Source organism: Pseudoalteromonas sp. Scap03, from assembly GCF_013393115.1.
GTDB lineage: Bacteria > Pseudomonadota > Gammaproteobacteria > Enterobacterales > Alteromonadaceae > Pseudoalteromonas.
Genome location: NZ_VDEU01000001.1, coordinates 1,951,420 through 1,967,311, shown reverse-complemented (window position 1 = coordinate 1,967,311; position 15,892 = coordinate 1,951,420). Strand labels below are relative to the sequence as shown.

Sequence of the window (15,892 nt, the reverse complement as noted above, 5' to 3'; positions counted from 1 at the left end):
AGAGATTTAGAAAGATAACTTAGACTTACTTTGAATATTACAGCACTTTTATATAAACCTCACTCGAGTGAGTGAGGTTTATGAATCAAGATATAAGTTAAGGCGCCACAGCGGGATACACGTAGCTGGCATCAAGTCCTAATGGGATACCGAGTGCCCAGTAGCCTAGCAAGAAGATACTCCAACCGATCATAAAGGCGATTGAATACGGTAGCATCATCGCGATAAGCGTACCTATGCCTGTGCCTTTAACGTATTTTTGACAGTACACCACCACCAGCGGGAAGTATGGCATTAGCGGGGTGATAATATTAGAGCTAGAATCTCCCACACGGTACGCTGCTTGCGTTAAGTCTGGCGAAATACCGAGCTGCATTAGCATAGGTACAAATACCGGACCTAATAGTGCCCACTTAGCCGAGCTTGAACCAACAAACAAGTTTACAAAACCAGTTAGGAAAATAATGCCCACAACCGTCACAGAGCTTGGTAACTCCATTGCTTTTAATACTTGAGCCCCTTCAATTGCCAGTAAAGCACCTAGGTTTGATTTACTAAATGCAGCAATAAATAATGAACAAAAGAATGCCATAACAATGTAATACGCCATACCATTCATGGCTTTGCTCATCGCGTCTATCATGTCTTTAGAGCTTTTAAAGGTGCCTACGGTAAAACCATATACTGCGCCTGGGATCCAAAATAATAAGAAGATTAGCGGCACTATTGATTGCATTAATGGTGAACTAAAGTTTGTTAAAGAACCATCGCTGCTGCGCATCGCTGAATCAGCGGGTGCAGATACATACGCTAATAATGCAATACCTGCAATCATTACGCTACTGGCAATAAGAAAGGCGCGCTTTTCGTCACTACGGGCATCTTCAAATGCTGGTAGGTCTTGAGTTTCGCCATCAACTGGTGAATTTTTTAAACGTGGTTCAATAATTTTATCGGTGATATACCAACCTAACATCACAATAAATAAGCTTGATGCTGAAGCAAAGCCCCAGTTATTAAGCGGGTTAATGCTCATTGTTGGATTAATAATTTGTGCTGCACTTTGCGTAAAGCTTTGCAGTAATGGGTCAATTCCAGATGGAATAAAGTTAGCACCAAAGCCACCACTTACCCCAGCAAATGCCGCTGCAATACCGGCAAGCGGATGACGACCTGCTGCAAAAAATATTACCCCAGCAAGTGGAATAACCAGCACATACCCTGCATCGGTAGCCGTATGGCTCACAATAGCTACCAAAATAATTGAGGGTGTTAGTAATTTTCTAGGCGTTACTTTGAGCATTAATTTAAGGCCGGTATTAATAAAGCCCGAATGCTCTGCAACGCCTACACCTAGCATAGCAACCAGTACTACACCCAGTGGCGCAAAACCGGTGAAAGTTTTTACCATAGAAGATAAAAAAGTGGCCAACGAATCGCTGGCAAGCATGTTATTAATGATAATGGCTTCGCCAGTACGAGGATCTATTGCATCAAATGTGACGCTTGAAAACCACCAAGACAAAAACCAGATTAATAACATGGCAAACAAAAAGATAATTGCTGGATCAGGAAGCTTATTACCTACCCGCTCAACAAAATTTAAAAATCGCGCAACTATGCCAGTTGGCATTGTCGCATCATTATTGTTATTCATTTCACTTGTTCCCTAGAATTTAGACTGTGCTACTTTAGCGTATCTAAGGAATGAGGTAAATTTTAACTGAATAAACAAGTTCTTTTTTAGGCACAAAAAAACGCGGCTCAGTAGCCGCGCTATTTTTAATGAATAAAAAAAGCTTATGCAAGTGCTTTTACTTCATCCCATATTCTTACTACGAGTGCTTTATCATCTTCATTAAGTTCGCCATTGCGATAAGCTTTTACTAAGCTTTTTTCAACCGTGTCGTTTAGTTCTGCAATTTCTAGATTTAACTCTTCAACTTGTGCATAACCTACGGCTAAATCAAAGTGGCCGCGTAAATAACCGCCAGCAAATAACTCGTCATCGGTGGCTTTTATCACTAAATCATCAAAATATTGCTGCGCAGCATCTATGTAATTTACTAAACTCATGTGTTACTTCTCCTCTGGGTGCAGCCCATCTTGATGACCTACTGCATACATAATATGGTCGTTAAACCCACTGGTTACACGTATATAACCGCTTAATTCATCATCTAATTTGCTATCGCCGGTATCACAAATCAGCGGTCGGCCATTTAAAGCCTGTAATTTTGTTTTAGTAGCCACCACAATAATATTATCGCGGCCTATCGCTTTAATTAACGCAGGACTGAGTTGTTGATTGCCTCGACCAAAAATATGCCCTTGACCGCCAATTAGAGTGATCACTAATTTTGTTTTACGTTCTTTGGTAAGTTCAAGAAGTTGCTGGGCTGTTAGGTCTTGCCCTACTAAAGCTTGATCTTCAACGAGATCAACACCGAGTAAGGTGTTTTCAAGCCCCATCTCTTCCATCACTGCGCCAACGGTAGAGCCACTACCCATGACATAGAGGATATCGGCATCCATTTCACTAACGACATAAGCAGCTATATCTGCTAACACCAGCTCGTCAGTTTCTTTACCGCCATTTTTAACCGCTTGTACATAGCGCACTTCACTTGGCACTTGCATTTCACCATAACGTTTTGCTTTTACTGTTCCTTGGCGAAAAGCCACTTCATCAATGTCCATCACATCAGCATCGCTTAATGTTACCAGCTCACCTTTTACCAGCATTTCAACTACACGGCCTGCGGCTTTTGGCGTTATGGCATACACGCCGGAATGAATTTTACACCCAGCAGGAATGCCCAATACGGGTACAGAGTCTTCTACAGCATGGCAAATATTGCGCGCCGTTCCGTCGCCACCAGCAAATAAGATTAAATCAACACCTTGTAGCTGTAATAAACGAGCTGCAGCCTCAGTATCGTCACTGGTTGTGGGTGAGTTACTTTGATAAACCACTTGCGTATTAAAGCCCAACGCTTTTGCTGTTTGCTCCCCCATTTCATCATTAACAGTATAAATAGTAATGTTTGATTGATGAGGTACCAGCACTTCAAGTGCAGCTTTAGTGCGGCTATTTGACTTAGGCTCTGCACCTAATGCGATGGCTTTAGCAGCGGTGTCTTCACCGTCACTGCCCTTAAGCGCAACACTACCACCGAGCCCTGCGACCGGATTTACAATCAATCCTAACTTAAACTGCATCTTTTAACTCCTCGGGAGAATGCCATGAAAACTGCGCAGCATGTAATGGCCACGTGGTGTTATAAAATTTACACAGTGCTTTTAATAGTAAGGTTGTTCTTGGGTTAAACCCGTTTTGCAACAACTCTAATAACTTTGCATGAACACGTGATTGAAACGCAAATCGACAAGTTTGCTCACCATTTAAATTATCTACCGATACGTTAAAATCAAACCCAGCAGCCACACTCAATGCCCACTCTATTGCTTGAGGTTTTACCTCTACTGATTCAAACTCCGCTTGCTGTGTAGCATCGCGCCCATCAGGGCAATACCAATAACCATAATCTTCACTTAAACGGCGTTGCGAGCCTGCCACTAACCAATGAGCTATTTCATGTAGTGCACTGGCATAAAAACCATGGGCAAACACAATTTGATGATATGGAGTTGTATCATTTGCGGGAATGTAAATAGGCTCATGCTCACCTTTTACCAAACGCGTGTTATAGCTTTGGTAAAAAGTGTGTTCGAAAATAGACATTAGATCAGCTACTTGGTGCATAAATACTTCGTATACTCGTTTGAACCCGATGCTTTAAAGACAGATAAAATTAGTATAAAGCACACTAAAAACGAAGCGAATTGTACGTACTTTTATCTACAAAGTAAAAAATTAGCGATGCATTAATTAAGGCTTCCTTACCATACTTTATTTACTGAACGCTTAATTACGCTTACCATACACCAACCAAAAACCTGAATTGACTCACTCTTATGGTTAAACAACACAGCTCTTTGTCGTGGCTATTTATCTCTTTTACTTTTTTAACACTGTTGGCTACTTCTGCCAGCAGTTATGCAAAAAGCATAAGTATTAACGTATTTGCTATTCCCTCTAAGCCTATTGTTGAGCTAGTCGCTAACACCAGCAATGAATTGGCCTCGCACCAAATTACTACGTTTTACCAACAAGGGTTACCCGTACACGCCACCTTGTATTTAACGGATTACCCACTTGAAGCACAAAACGAAATTAAGCAAATGGTTGAGCGCATTGTAAAAGAGCATCAGTCGTTTGAGATAAAAGCCAATGGATTTAGTGTATCACCAAGTAATTGGGCATTTATAAACTTAGAAAAATCATATCAGTTACAACGCTTAGCCGATGAGGTTACCCTCAAGCTTGAGCCGCTTCGCGATCATCAAGCACCAGTGCCTAGCTGGGTAAAGCATTACCCTAATAAACTTGTGGCTTTTGAACGTTATGGCAGCCCTAATGTATTTCAGAATTTTCAGCCGCATTTAACACTACTCGCGAATGAACAAAGCCCAGCATTAGCGTTAGTAAAAAAAGCACTGCACGCTGAGCCACCGCAGGCACAAGGGGAAATAATTGGGATTGGAATTGGAGTATCTGATCAGTTTGGTCAACAAAAAGAAATACTCGCTAAGTACTTTTTTGATGCCAAATAAATAGTTAATAACAGGGCTAATTACACATTTTAAACTAATAATGTTTATGGGTTTGTGGTTAGCTTATCTGTTAAATGTTTTTTAAGTATGCGGGTGTTACGCGTATTTGCTTTAAACATGGCATCAAAAATATCACCAAAAAATGGAATGAGCCCGCCAACAAAATCAATCAACATATTTATAATAATACGGCTTTTTACTCGCTTGCTAACACCTAAGCGCTGCGCTTCAATTAGTACATAGCCAGACAAAATAAGCCCTGCTAAATCACCCATCACAGGTAAAAGCCCAATCAACGACTCTACACCAAATTTAAATTTAGTAAACGGAATACCAATGCTGCTATCGGTAAAGCGGCTAAACTCTTCGAGCCGTTTTATGGTGGCTTTATATTCAGTTTGTGAGATGGAAGCTTGATTGTTTTTTTGCATAATAACAGCTCTCTTATTTTTAGGTGCGCTGAGCACATTTAAATTATTGAGCGGCAATAAAGATGTATAGCCTGTATATACTAAACGCGCTATTGCCCGTTTAGTATAGTTTTAAACGTAAGGCGCTTAAATAGCGCCTTTAATTGGCCCATGTTCGTGGTGTACATGTGGGTTTTGACCGCGTTGACGAAGTAAATGATCCATTAAAGTAATGGCCATCATAGCCTCAGCAATCGGAATAGCACGAATTCCTACACAAGGATCGTGACGACCTTTGGTGATCATCTCAACCGCTTCATTTTCGGTGTTAATACTATTACCGGGAATAGTAATGCTCGATGTCGGTTTAAGCGCAATTGATGCGATTATATCTTGCCCCGTTGAAATACCTGCAAGCACGCCGCCGGCATGATTTGAGGTAAACCCATCAGGGGTTAACTCATCACGATGTTCTGAGCCTTTTTGCTCGACTACATCAAAGCCATCACCAATTTCAACGCCTTTAACAGCATTAATACTCATTAATGAATGTGCAAGTTCGGCATCTAGCCTATCAAATACTGGCTCACCTAATCCAACTGGTACATTTTTAGCCACTACTTTTACTTTAGCACCCACTGAGTCGCCTTGTTTTTTTAGCTCGCGCATATATTCATCAAGTGCTTCAAGCTTACTTGTATCTGGGAAGAAAAATAAGTTATTTTCCACTTCATCCCAATCGTAGTTTTCGGCTTTTATTGGCCCTAATTGGCTCAAGCATGCTTTAACTTCAATACCATGAAACTGTTTTAAATACTTTTTAGCAATGGCGCCTGCGGCAACTCGAATAGCGGTTTCACGCGCAGATGAGCGGCCACCACCACGGTAATCGCGCAGGCCGTACTTATGCCAGTAGGTATAGTCACCGTGACCTGGACGAAACACGTCTTTAATTTTGCCATAATCTTGTGAACGTTGATCGGTATTTTCAATTAATAAACCAATGCTGGTACCGGTGGTTTTACCTTCAAAAACACCCGCTAAAATTTTAATTTGGTCGCTCTCACGGCGCTGCGTGGTATAGCGGCTTTGCCCTGGTTTTCGTCTATCTAAATCGTGTTGTATGTCGGCCTCTGTTATCTCAAGGCCTGCTGGCGTGCCATCCACAACGCCGCCTAATGCAACGCCGTGGCTTTCGCCAAAGGTGGACACTTTAAATAACTGCCCTATGCTATTACCTGCCATTAACTTTCCTCATTCCTAATGACTTATAGCCGAGAATTATCTCGGCTATAGTGTTACCCAGCCATTTGGGATGAATGGCTAGTATTAATAATTACTGTGCAAAGTAGGCATCTAGTTGTTGCTTGCTAATAACAAACACCCCTAATCCGCCTTGTTCAAACTCAATCCATTCAAATGGTGCGCCTGGATACAGTGCATCCATATGTACCATAGAGTTACCTACTTCGACAAATAACAAACCGTTATCTGTTAGATGCTCACTAGCTTGATCTAAAATAGTACGTGTTACATCAAGGCCATCGTGACCCGATGCTAACCCAAGCTCTGGCTCGTGATGGAATTCACGTGGTAAATCAGCCATATCTTCAGCATCAACGTACGGTGGGTTTGCTACGATTAAGTCGTATTTTTGCCCAGGCACACCACTGAATACGTCAGACTGGATCGGTAATACGCGCTCACTTAGTTGGTAATCGGTGATATTGATATCAGCCACTTCAAGCGCTTCATAGGATATATCAACCGCATCAACTTGCGCATTTTCGAATGCTTGTGCCAATGCAATCGCAATACAACCCGATCCCGTACATAAATCTAAAATACGCCCTACTGACTCTGGCTGCTCTAGCCAAGGTGTAAAACGATTATTAATAAGCTCAGCAAAAGGCGAGCGAGGAATTAATACACGTTCATCCACATAAAATGGCATATTGGCAAACCATGCAATGTTGGTCAGGTATGGAACTGGGGTAAAATCGTTAATGCGCTCGGCAATTAAGCCTGCTAAACGGTTTTTTTCAGTGCTAGTTAAACGGGCATGCATCAGCTCTTTGGGTGCATCAATTGGCAAGCTAAGTGCTGGTAATAACAAACTTACCGCTTCATCCCATGCGTTATCGGTGCCATGACCAAAGAAAATACCGCTACTTGCAAATTGACTTGTCGTCCAACGAAGCCAATCATGTAAGGTTGAAAGTTCTGCAACAGCTTCATCCAGGGTTGCTTCTTCTATTAGTAATTCACTCATCAGTATTATCTGCCTGCTACTTTCAAAAAATAAACTCAATCGAGGCACAACTATGGGCCCCATGATTGCCCTATTGTATACCCAAGCCACCTCTAGGTGCGAGTGACAGTTAGAATTAAAGGTAATTTAAACAAGGCATTGATTGCAAGTGTAATAGTCACTCTGTTGTTCAAATCAATAACGCAGTATAAATCGCTTTTAAATTAACCTTATTGGCGCTGCACTATGCACCTCAAAGCTGCTTGGGTATCACACCTTTTTACTCGATTTTTACCACTTTTTTGTTTAGACTGCCGCTATGAAAAAAGATCCCCACTCAAACAGCCTAATTAGTCCTGATGACATTGACTTGTTTCGTCAAAGTATCAGCGGTGCGCGCGTGTTCAAACAAGACACTCACCGTTTTAGTAATAAACCTAAAGTGTCACAAGCGAAGCAATTTGCCCAGCAAAAAAAGCAACAACAATCAGAATTTTTCTTTTCTGATGAATATGTGCCAGATATAGACACTAACGGTACTGTTAATTATGTGCAACAGGGTCAGGATCGTTTTTTAGCGAAACAACTTCGTCGAGGGGATTTTATACCTGATTTAACTCTAGACCTGCATGGCTTAAATAAAGAAGTAGCCAAAGATGAACTCGCAGGGCTTATTCATGAGTGTAAAAAAAAGCATTATTACTGCGCCTGTGTTGTACACGGAATTGGCGGCCATATCCTCAGGCATAAAGTGCCGCAATACTTAGTGCAACACCCCGATGTTATTGCTATGCATCAAGCACCGCTCGAATATGGCGGTAAAGGTGCGGTACTGATATTAATTAATTTACCGCAAAGTGATGAGTTTAGACGCTAATCAACAAGAGCCTTTTAGTGCATATATTTTCGATTATATTCCCGCTGATATTTATTGTGCTATGTGGCTACATTGCTAGCCGCAGTGGCTTTTTAGAGCGTATCCATATAGCTGGATTAAGTAAGTTTACTTTTTATATTAGTGTGCCGAGCTTTTTATTTTTAAATATGGCCAAAGCAGACTTACAAACCAGTGTCAGCTTAAATGGCTTTTTAAGTTTTTACATTCCGGTTATTTTAATTTACCTTTTTGCCCTAATTATTGACCGCTACATTCTCTCTAAAAAACTTCAATACGAACGCCATAGCGTGTTTGCTCTTGGCAGTAGCTATTCCAATACTGTATTGGTGGGGTTACCTATTATTATTGCCGCATTAGGCGAGCAAATGATGGGCATTATTTTTATGATCATTACCTTTCATAGCGCATTATTGTTCACCCTTACTTTTTTAATTAGTGCAAACAGCGCTAGTCATGTGTTTTCTTGGTCAGCATTTTCCAAAAATATGCTACTCAATCCAGTGGTGTTAAGTATTAGCACTGGTTTATTGGTTAATTTGGCAGGGATTACTTTATTTGCTGACTTAACTAAGGGCTTAGCGCTTTTAGCCGAACCAGCTATTGCTTGTGCGTTATTTGTATTGGGCGCTAACTTAGCTTTTTATAAAATTAGCGATAACTGGCAAGCAGCGGCCATTGCCAGTCTATTAAAATTAGTCATATTACCTGCCTTGGTATTATTGCTAGGCACACACGTATTTACACTTAATGAGTCACTGCTAAAAGTACTGGTGCTATTAAGTGCATCACCATTAGGCGTTAATGCCTATTTAATTGCATGCCAAATAAAACAACACCAAGATACCCTTGCCAGTGCAGTGGTTTTATCTACAGTATTAAGTGTGTTGAGTTTTAGTGTGTGGTTAACCATTTTACTTTAGATAAATGCCTAACCACGTTTTATCGTCAGGCTTTAAGCTGGGGAGGTTCGTAGTTTATACGGTTACATTAGCTGGCGCATTTATGGTGATGTAATCACTTTTATGGCTCGCTTCATCATAACTAATTTGGGCAACTGCACCGGTGTTAAAAATTGGCATGTTACCCGCGCATAGTTGGTCAACCAAATAGCTCACCATAGGCATATGGGCAACAACCAGCCAGGTATCGCATTCTGGGTGGAGGGCAATTAACGTTTCTAAATAATCTGCTGCAACCTGAGGGTTCCCTTCAGGAATAATATCGTGACAGGTTTCTTCAAATAAAAAACGATTACTTTTTTTAACAGCCTCAGCGGTTTGCTGCGCTCTAACATAAGGACTAACTAACAAGCCACTGGGAGCGTGCATTTTTTGCAACCATAGCCCCATTTTTTCAGCTTGTTGCTGACCCATAGAAGTCAAACTTCTACTGACATCATCAGCCTGCATAGGTATTGCTTCACCATGACGCATTATCAAGATTGTTTTCATAAAAAATCAACCAATTAAAGAATATAAAACAGTAGCCAATTTGCTCGAATTTCCGCTATATTAATAACTCAAACCTATTTATTTTCTTAAAATAGTTCTTTCATGATGTTCAGGTAAATAGCGTCGCATTCCTGAAGTTATCATCTGTTGTTAACAATTATACGTTTAGTTTCAGGAGCATCATTTGAAAATCAGCACCAATGATAACAGAGCTTACCGCACACTAACACTGGACAATGGTCTAAAAGTGCTTTTAGTGCGCGATCAGGACTCAGCAAAAGCGGCAGCCTCTATGGCCGTTAACACTGGTCACTTTGACGATCCTCTTGATAGGCAGGGCTTAGCGCATTTTTTAGAGCATATGTTGTTTTTAGGCACTGATCTGTATCCTGAATCCGGTAGTTTTAATAATTTTGTCTCTCAATCTGGTGGTAACACCAATGCTTGGACTGGCACGGAGCATACCTGCTACTTTTTTGATATTAATAACAATCATATTGAATCGGCATTAGCGCAATTTAGCCGTTTTTTTATAGCGCCCAGCTTGGATCCCGCAGAAACCGAAAAAGAACGAAATGCCATTGAGGCTGAGTTTAAATTAAAGATTAAAGACGATGGCCGACGTATATATCAAGTGCATAAAGAAACTGTTAACCCTGCACATCCATTTGCTAAGTTCTCTGTAGGCAACCTACAAACATTAGCCGATAGACAACGCTGTATTAGTGATGAATTACGTGACTTTTTTAATCAGCATTACCAAGCTCAATGGATGACTCTAGTGATTTGTGCCAATGAATCATTAGATACACTAGAAGCATGGGCAACTCAGCATTTTTGCCAAATTAAAGGCAAACAAGGTAAATTAAAACCACCTATAGAAGCGCCGCTTTATCGCAGCCAAGACTTAGGTAAGTTGCTTCATATAGAGCCACATAAACACGTACAAAAGCTGATTATTAGCTTTGCCATGCCAAACATAGACGATTTTTACCGTCATAAAACAGTTAGTTTTATTGCCCATTTACTAGGGTACGAAGGGCAAGGCTCGTTGTATTCTGTGCTTAAAGAACAAGGTTGGATCAATGCTCTTTCTGCCGGAGGTGGCATCAACGGTAGTAACTTTAAAGATTTTAATATTAGCATGGCGCTGACCGATGAAGGCATTGAATACTACGAAGACATTATTGAAATGGTATTTGAATACATTTGCCTAATAAATAACAACATCAACAAACTGCCTCGCTTGTATCAAGATAAACAAAAACTGCTACAGATCGCATTTGATAACCAAGAAAAATCTCGACTGATTGACTGGGTCAGTAACTTAAGTATTAACATGCAACATTACGATGAAGTTAATTACTTACAGGGCGACTATTTAATGGAAGGCTTTAAAGCCACCACTCATGAAATGGCAATGCAATGGTTAACCCCTCACAATATGCGTTTAGTGCTGATTCATCCGGGTGTAGAGCCTGAACACACAGCTGCTTGGTATAACACACCGTATAAAATTGAAAAATTGTCACTGCATTGGCTCGAAGCGTTGGCACAAATTAGTCAGCCACAGGGTGAAATGTTATTACCTAACGCAAATCCTTATTTAGCTAAAGATGTTGTTTTATATCCAATAGAGTCGCAGCAAGCTCATCCAACGTTGCTGGTAAAAGAAGCTGGCTTTGACTTTTGGTTTAAACAAGATGCCACCTTCAGAGTGGCCAAAGGGCATTTTTATTTAGCCATGGACTCTGACTTTGCAGTTAAAGATGTAAAGCATATGGCATTGACTCGATTGTTTTCTGATTTGTTTATGGATAGTGTTGGCGAACAGTTTTATCCAGCTGAGCTCGCGGGCTTAAGTTATCACTTAACCTCTCACCAAGGTGGCTTAACCTTGCATACTGCGGGGCTATCTTCAAGCCAACTTGAGCTGGTTGATCAACTAATTGATGCACTATTTAACGTAAAAATTTGTGCTAAACGCTTTGCTGAATATAAAAAGCAACTGGTAAGGCATTGGCGCAATAGTAACCAAAATAAACCTGTTAGTGAGCTCTTTAGTATATTAGGCGCTAAGATAATGCCGTGGAACCCACAGCCTGACGAGTTAGCAAATGCACTTAAAGATACCTGTTTTCATCAGTTTAATGAGTTTAGACAGGCGTTTTTTAATGCACTTCATGTTGAGTCTTTTTTACATGGCAATTGGCAGCAAAGTGAAGCCCTTGAGTTTCAGAAAAAGGTGGCACTACACCTTAAAAAGTCAGCAGTTATAGAAGATTTAAAGCGCCCACTCTTTGAAATTACTAAAGTGACTCGTTACGAATTAGAACTCGCTTGTAGCGATAATGCCATGGTGATTTACTACCAAGCATTAAGCGATGATGTTGATGAAAAAGTAAAAATGATGGCGCTTAATCACTTAATTAATCAAGATTATTTCAATGAACTACGCACCACACAACAATTGGGTTATTTGGTCGGTGCCGGTTATGCGCCCTTTAATACTCGTGCCGGAATTGCTTTTTATATTCAGTCACCTAAATTTGAACCAAGCATGTTACTACACAGGCATAATGTGTTCATCAGTCAGTATTTATCAACCATTGATGAACTAACAGAGCAAGCCTGGCTGCAACAAAAATATGGGCTAACAACGCATATTGCCGAAAAAGACAAAAACTTGCGTTTACGTTCACAACGTTTATGGCTTGCTATTGGCAATGGCGATCACCAGTTTAATATGCAGCAACGCCTGCTGGATTCTTTAAACGCATTAACGCTTGAGGATGTAAAAGCCTATGCAGCTGAAATTTTTAATGCAGATCGCCCAAGATATGAGCTTTTAAGCGCTAAATCTGTGAATCAACCGAAGAATCTACCACTTTATTCTCATTCTCTTTGACTCTTGCGCGCGCTTGATTTAGATTGTCTTTTGTAAATAAGAAGTAAGACAATGAAAAAAATAAAAATAATAAAATACATTCTATTGTTGGCCACTTTGGCCACAGCCCATTCTGCTAGTGCATTTGAGTCATCGTTTAGCTTGAACTTAAATGCGCTTGTCGTTAGCGTGTGCGCAATAATGACGTTATTGTTAATTTATTTGTTTACGGTTATTCACTCTCTAAAACGCTCACATTCTCAATTACAGCAATCTGAAAAGCGTTTAAAAAGCACCGTAGAAGGCAGTGGTGACACACTATGGGACTGGAATATAAAAACCGGCAAGGTTATTCGTATTAACGACAAGTACGTACTGAATAACAACAATCTAGTAGAATTCCCACCGAATAAAAGCCTAATACACCCTCGCGATTTAACCCATGTAGATTATCTACTAAAAAAACATTTTGCTGAAGAGAGTACTTTTTTCGAAGCCACTTATCGTATTAAAGATAGCTTTGGTAAATGGCATTGGGTACTCGACCGTGGAAAAATAATCGAAAAAGACGCGAACCTTAGTCCATTGCGAATGACTGGCACGGTAAGAGATATTTCTCAGCTCAAATCAACCGAAGAGCGACTAAACCTATTTGCAAAATGCGTTGAGTCGTTTACCGATGCACTGGCTATTTATGATAAAGATTTTAAGCTTGTTGACATTAATCCCAGCTTTTTAACTTTGTTCGGTGGTGTACGTGAGCAATACCTTAAAAAAGAATTTCATTTAGCCGGTTACGACAGAGGCTATATAGAGTCCATAAAAGACACCGTTCGAAAGCATGAACATATTCAAGAAGAAGTAAAGCTGCGTAATAGCGACCATGCTCTACTACCATTTGAAATCTCGATAGATGAAATTAAAAACGCGCAAAATCAAATTACCAATTACGTGGTGGTGTATTCTGATTTAACCGAGCGTAAAAAAACGGAGTCTGAGCTCAATAATTTATCCAATCGAGATCGCACCACCAGCTTACCAAACCGTAATTTATTTTTTTCTGACTTAAAAAAATTAGCAAAGGAGCATTCACACCATGCCTTGCTAGTATTTGACTTAGATAACTTTAAAAAGATAAATGACTCATTGGGTCATCAGTTAGGTGACAGCTTACTGGCAAAGCTTGCTATGCGCTTAAATAAGCTTACCCGTGAAAATGATGTGTTTTATCGCCTAGGCGGCGACGAATTTGCGCTGGTTATGTCAAACACCAACGATATTCTCACCATCACCCGCATGGCGAAACAGTTTTTAGCAGCAATAGCCACACCATTTAAAATGGCAGGACATGAACTTGCTATCACATCCAGTGTTGGCATAGTGTTATTCCCCGAAGATGGTAACACCCCTGAAATACTATTAAAGAACGCCGATACCGCTATGTATCATGCGAAAAAGAAAGGTAACAGCTACCTGTTCTTTAATGACAACATGAATCGCCAAGCAGTAAAGCGACTACAAATAGAAAACCTAATGCGCTTTGGCTTAAAAGAAGATCACTTTGAGGTGTATTATCAGCCTAAAATGAATATTCGTACTGGTAAGCTTGCTGGAATGGAAGCGTTAGTGCGTTTTATTACGCCGAAAAAAGGGGTTATTAGCCCGGGGGTATTTATTCCAATCGCCGAAGAAACAGGGCAAATTATTGAAATTGGTGAAGTGGTTTTAAACAAAGCTTGTCGTGACGTAAAACAATGGTTAGACGCTGGATTATTTAACGCTCGTGTTGCGGTAAATTTATCAGCAAAACAGTTTAGCTTACCCGATTTAACTTCGCGCATTGATGTGATTTTACAAAAAAATGAACTGCCCTCTTACTTTTTAGAGCTTGAGATCACTGAAGGCACGGTAATGGACGACCCACAAGAAGCCATTGCTATTATGCGCTCTCTAAGTGCCCGTGGCATTCATTTAGCTATGGATGATTTTGGTACTGGGTATTCGTCGCTGGCGTATTTGAAACAGTTTCCACTGAATACGCTTAAGATAGATAAAGCCTTTGTTGATGATATGAAAACCGAACGCGGCCGCAATATGGTGGACTCTATTGTCACTATTGCACATAACCTTGATTTACATGTAGTTGCTGAAGGTGTAGAACAAGCTTCACAAATAAGTATACTGGAAGAGCTTAACTGTGAAACACTACAAGGCTATTACTATTCTAAACCACTCTCAAAAGATGAATTCACTGCATTTTTAAAACAACAGCAAAGCCAATCAAAACTCAGCTTAGTTAGAGCGACTAGCTAAGCACGCCATAGACACGTTTTTGCACCAATATTACGTATTAATGCACGTCGATAATGTAGATTAAATAAACACCAGGCTGCAGGCCCTAATAATCCACCCAAAAATAACCAACGCTTAACAGGCATACCCTTTTTAATGGTTTCAATATACATAAGTGCGATAAACACACCACTGAGTAAAATAAATAATACCATGCTCATCTGACTGCTGAAAAATTAAGGCGCATATAATAGCGTTAAACTGGCGAAAATTAAAGCAACGTATTCTTTAGTGGCGGTGCTTATAAATCAGACACAAAAAAGCCGAGCAACTTAAAAGCTCGGCTCTCAATTATCAATTCATTACAGCTTACTTGTCAGCACGACCCATAAACTTATGCTCAGCAGTATTTATGCGGATACGATCACCGGTTGAAATATGCTCTGGCACTTGAATTGTTAAGCCAGTTGATAAGCGTGCAGGCTTTGAGCGAGCGCTAGCTGAAGCCCCTTTAATTGAAGGATCAGTTTCTTCAACAACAAGCTCAACACTTGAAGGAAGATCAAGACCTACAGCAGTACCGTCAATTACAATAACGTGCACACCTTGGGTCTCTTCATTAACAAATTGAATTTCTTCCGCTATGGCGTCTTTATTTAAATTGTAAGGCGTGTAATCTTCATTATCCATGAAGACATACTCATCGCCATCAATGTACGACAGCATGGCTTCACGACGAGTTAAATCAGCAAGGTTAAGCATATCGCTGTCTTTAAATGTTTCGTCAACTTTACTACCCGTTACTACATCGTATAAACGCATACGGTATAAACTACCACCAGCACGACCTTGTGGTACTGAGCGTACAATATCTTTTACTACTAATACACGGCCATTAAAGTCAATAGCCGTCCCTTTTTTAACATCACTCGCCTTTGGCATGGGTGAATTCCTATTGTTTTTTTGATTGCGAGAAACATACCACGAACTGAAGAATCTTCAATAGAAACAAAACAACTTAGTCAT

15 protein-coding genes are annotated in these 15,892 nt (G+C 40.3%); 5 read left to right on the top strand and 10 right to left on the bottom strand.

Going from position 1 to position 15,892, the window contains the following annotated elements; all coding sequences use genetic code 11:
• Positions 1–97 precede the first annotated feature (97 nt).
• The 4 genes from FHG08_RS08925 to FHG08_RS08910 form a co-directional block, all read right to left on the bottom strand.
• Entirely contained in the window at positions 98–1,657 is a 1,560-nt protein-coding gene (locus tag FHG08_RS08925) for an AbgT family transporter (RefSeq protein WP_010391381.1), read from the bottom strand.
• Between the two features lie 143 nt (positions 1,658–1,800).
• Positions 1,801–2,076 carry a YfcL family protein gene (locus FHG08_RS08920; protein ID WP_010391380.1) on the bottom strand — a complete coding sequence of 92 codons (276 nt, stop codon included), beginning with the start codon at positions 2,074–2,076 and terminating at the stop codon, positions 1,801–1,803.
• 3 nt (positions 2,077–2,079) lie between these two features.
• Positions 2,080–3,222, bottom strand: a complete 1,143-nt coding sequence (locus tag FHG08_RS08915) for an ATP-NAD kinase family protein (RefSeq protein WP_178955582.1) — start codon at positions 3,220–3,222, stop codon at positions 2,080–2,082.
• A complete protein-coding gene (locus tag FHG08_RS08910) occupies positions 3,212–3,766 on the bottom strand; it encodes an elongation factor P hydroxylase (RefSeq protein ID WP_178955580.1) in 555 nt (184 codons plus the stop codon). The genes FHG08_RS08915 and FHG08_RS08910 overlap by 11 nt, the downstream gene beginning before the upstream one ends.
• Before the next feature lie 212 nt (positions 3,767–3,978).
• Here FHG08_RS08910 and FHG08_RS08905 point away from each other — a divergent pair, with 212 nt between their 5' ends.
• Complete coding sequence (locus tag FHG08_RS08905) at positions 3,979–4,677, top strand: 2'-5' RNA ligase family protein (RefSeq protein ID WP_178955578.1); 699 nt, start codon at positions 3,979–3,981, stop codon at positions 4,675–4,677.
• Between the two features lie 44 nt (positions 4,678–4,721).
• Here the strand turns inward: FHG08_RS08905 and FHG08_RS08900 are convergent, their stop codons facing one another.
• The 3 genes from FHG08_RS08900 to prmB all read right to left on the bottom strand — a co-directional run bounded on the left by FHG08_RS08900 (position 4,722) and on the right by prmB (position 7,359).
• Positions 4,722–5,108, bottom strand: a complete 387-nt coding sequence (locus FHG08_RS08900) for a DUF4112 domain-containing protein (protein ID WP_178955576.1) — start codon at positions 5,106–5,108, stop codon at positions 4,722–4,724.
• Positions 5,109–5,234: 126 nt separating this feature from the next.
• Positions 5,235–6,332 (bottom strand): chorismate synthase, encoded by a 1,098-nt coding sequence (gene aroC / locus FHG08_RS08895; protein ID WP_138570430.1) that lies wholly within the window; start codon positions 6,330–6,332, stop codon positions 5,235–5,237.
• 91 nt (positions 6,333–6,423) lie between these two features.
• Entirely contained in the window at positions 6,424–7,359 is a 936-nt protein-coding gene (gene prmB, locus FHG08_RS08890) for a 50S ribosomal protein L3 N(5)-glutamine methyltransferase (RefSeq protein ID WP_076918988.1), read from the bottom strand.
• 298 nt (positions 7,360–7,657) lie between these two features.
• On the opposite strand from prmB, the gene smrB reads away from it, so the two are divergent.
• Positions 7,658–8,215 (top strand): endonuclease SmrB, encoded by a 558-nt coding sequence (gene smrB, locus FHG08_RS08885; RefSeq protein WP_138606237.1) that lies wholly within the window; start codon positions 7,658–7,660, stop codon positions 8,213–8,215.
• A gap of 17 nt (positions 8,216–8,232) precedes the next feature.
• Positions 8,233–9,156 carry an AEC family transporter gene (locus FHG08_RS08880; protein WP_138606239.1) on the top strand — a complete coding sequence of 308 codons (924 nt, stop codon included), beginning with the start codon at positions 8,233–8,235 and terminating at the stop codon, positions 9,154–9,156.
• Positions 9,157–9,210: 54 nt separating this feature from the next.
• Here the strand turns inward: FHG08_RS08880 and sixA are convergent, their stop codons facing one another.
• Positions 9,211–9,687, bottom strand: a complete 477-nt coding sequence (sixA, locus tag FHG08_RS08875) for a phosphohistidine phosphatase SixA (RefSeq protein ID WP_171039596.1) — start codon at positions 9,685–9,687, stop codon at positions 9,211–9,213.
• 184 nt (positions 9,688–9,871) lie between these two features.
• Between sixA and FHG08_RS08870 the strand changes: the two genes are divergently transcribed.
• Positions 9,872–12,595, top strand: coding sequence for an insulinase family protein (locus tag FHG08_RS08870; RefSeq protein ID WP_178955574.1), 2,724 nt, complete (start codon positions 9,872–9,874; stop codon positions 12,593–12,595).
• Between the two features lie 51 nt (positions 12,596–12,646).
• Positions 12,647–14,887: a bifunctional diguanylate cyclase/phosphodiesterase gene (locus FHG08_RS08865; protein ID WP_178955572.1), complete on the top strand. Its 2,241-nt coding sequence runs from the start codon at positions 12,647–12,649 to the stop codon at positions 14,885–14,887.
• Here the strand turns inward: FHG08_RS08865 and FHG08_RS08860 are convergent.
• Positions 14,884–15,087 (bottom strand): hypothetical protein, encoded by a 204-nt coding sequence (locus FHG08_RS08860; RefSeq protein WP_138606245.1) that lies wholly within the window; start codon positions 15,085–15,087, stop codon positions 14,884–14,886. The genes FHG08_RS08865 and FHG08_RS08860 overlap by 4 nt on opposite strands.
• Positions 15,088–15,235: 148 nt before the next feature.
• Positions 15,236–15,808, bottom strand: a complete 573-nt coding sequence (yeiP, locus tag FHG08_RS08855) for an elongation factor P-like protein YeiP (protein ID WP_010391355.1) — start codon at positions 15,806–15,808, stop codon at positions 15,236–15,238.
• Positions 15,809–15,892: the final 84 nt, after the last annotated feature.

Bases quoted from the DNA above. Each gene is read 5' to 3' on its own strand.
- aroC (WP_138570430.1), bottom strand. From the start codon at position 6,332: ATGGCAGGTAATAGCATAGGGCAGTTATTTAAAGTGTCCACCTTTGGC.
- yeiP (WP_010391355.1), bottom strand. From the start codon at position 15,808: ATGCCAAAGGCGAGTGATGTTAAAAAAGGGACGGCTATTGACTTTAAT.
- sixA (WP_171039596.1), bottom strand. From the start codon at position 9,687: ATGAAAACAATCTTGATAATGCGTCATGGTGAAGCAATACCTATGCAG.
- FHG08_RS08910 (WP_178955580.1), bottom strand. From the start codon at position 3,766: ATGCACCAAGTAGCTGATCTAATGTCTATTTTCGAACACACTTTTTAC.
- FHG08_RS08865 (WP_178955572.1), top strand. From the start codon at position 12,647: ATGAAAAAAATAAAAATAATAAAATACATTCTATTGTTGGCCACTTTG.
- FHG08_RS08905 (WP_178955578.1), top strand. From the start codon at position 3,979: ATGGTTAAACAACACAGCTCTTTGTCGTGGCTATTTATCTCTTTTACT.
- FHG08_RS08915 (WP_178955582.1), bottom strand. From the start codon at position 3,222: ATGCAGTTTAAGTTAGGATTGATTGTAAATCCGGTCGCAGGGCTCGGT.
- FHG08_RS08920 (WP_010391380.1), bottom strand. From the start codon at position 2,076: ATGAGTTTAGTAAATTACATAGATGCTGCGCAGCAATATTTTGATGAT.
- prmB (WP_076918988.1), bottom strand. From the start codon at position 7,359: ATGAGTGAATTACTAATAGAAGAAGCAACCCTGGATGAAGCTGTTGCA.
- smrB (WP_138606237.1), top strand. From the start codon at position 7,658: ATGAAAAAAGATCCCCACTCAAACAGCCTAATTAGTCCTGATGACATT.
- FHG08_RS08860 (WP_138606245.1), bottom strand. From the start codon at position 15,087: ATGAGCATGGTATTATTTATTTTACTCAGTGGTGTGTTTATCGCACTT.
- FHG08_RS08900 (WP_178955576.1), bottom strand. From the start codon at position 5,108: ATGCAAAAAAACAATCAAGCTTCCATCTCACAAACTGAATATAAAGCC.
- FHG08_RS08925 (WP_010391381.1), bottom strand. From the start codon at position 1,657: ATGAATAACAATAATGATGCGACAATGCCAACTGGCATAGTTGCGCGA.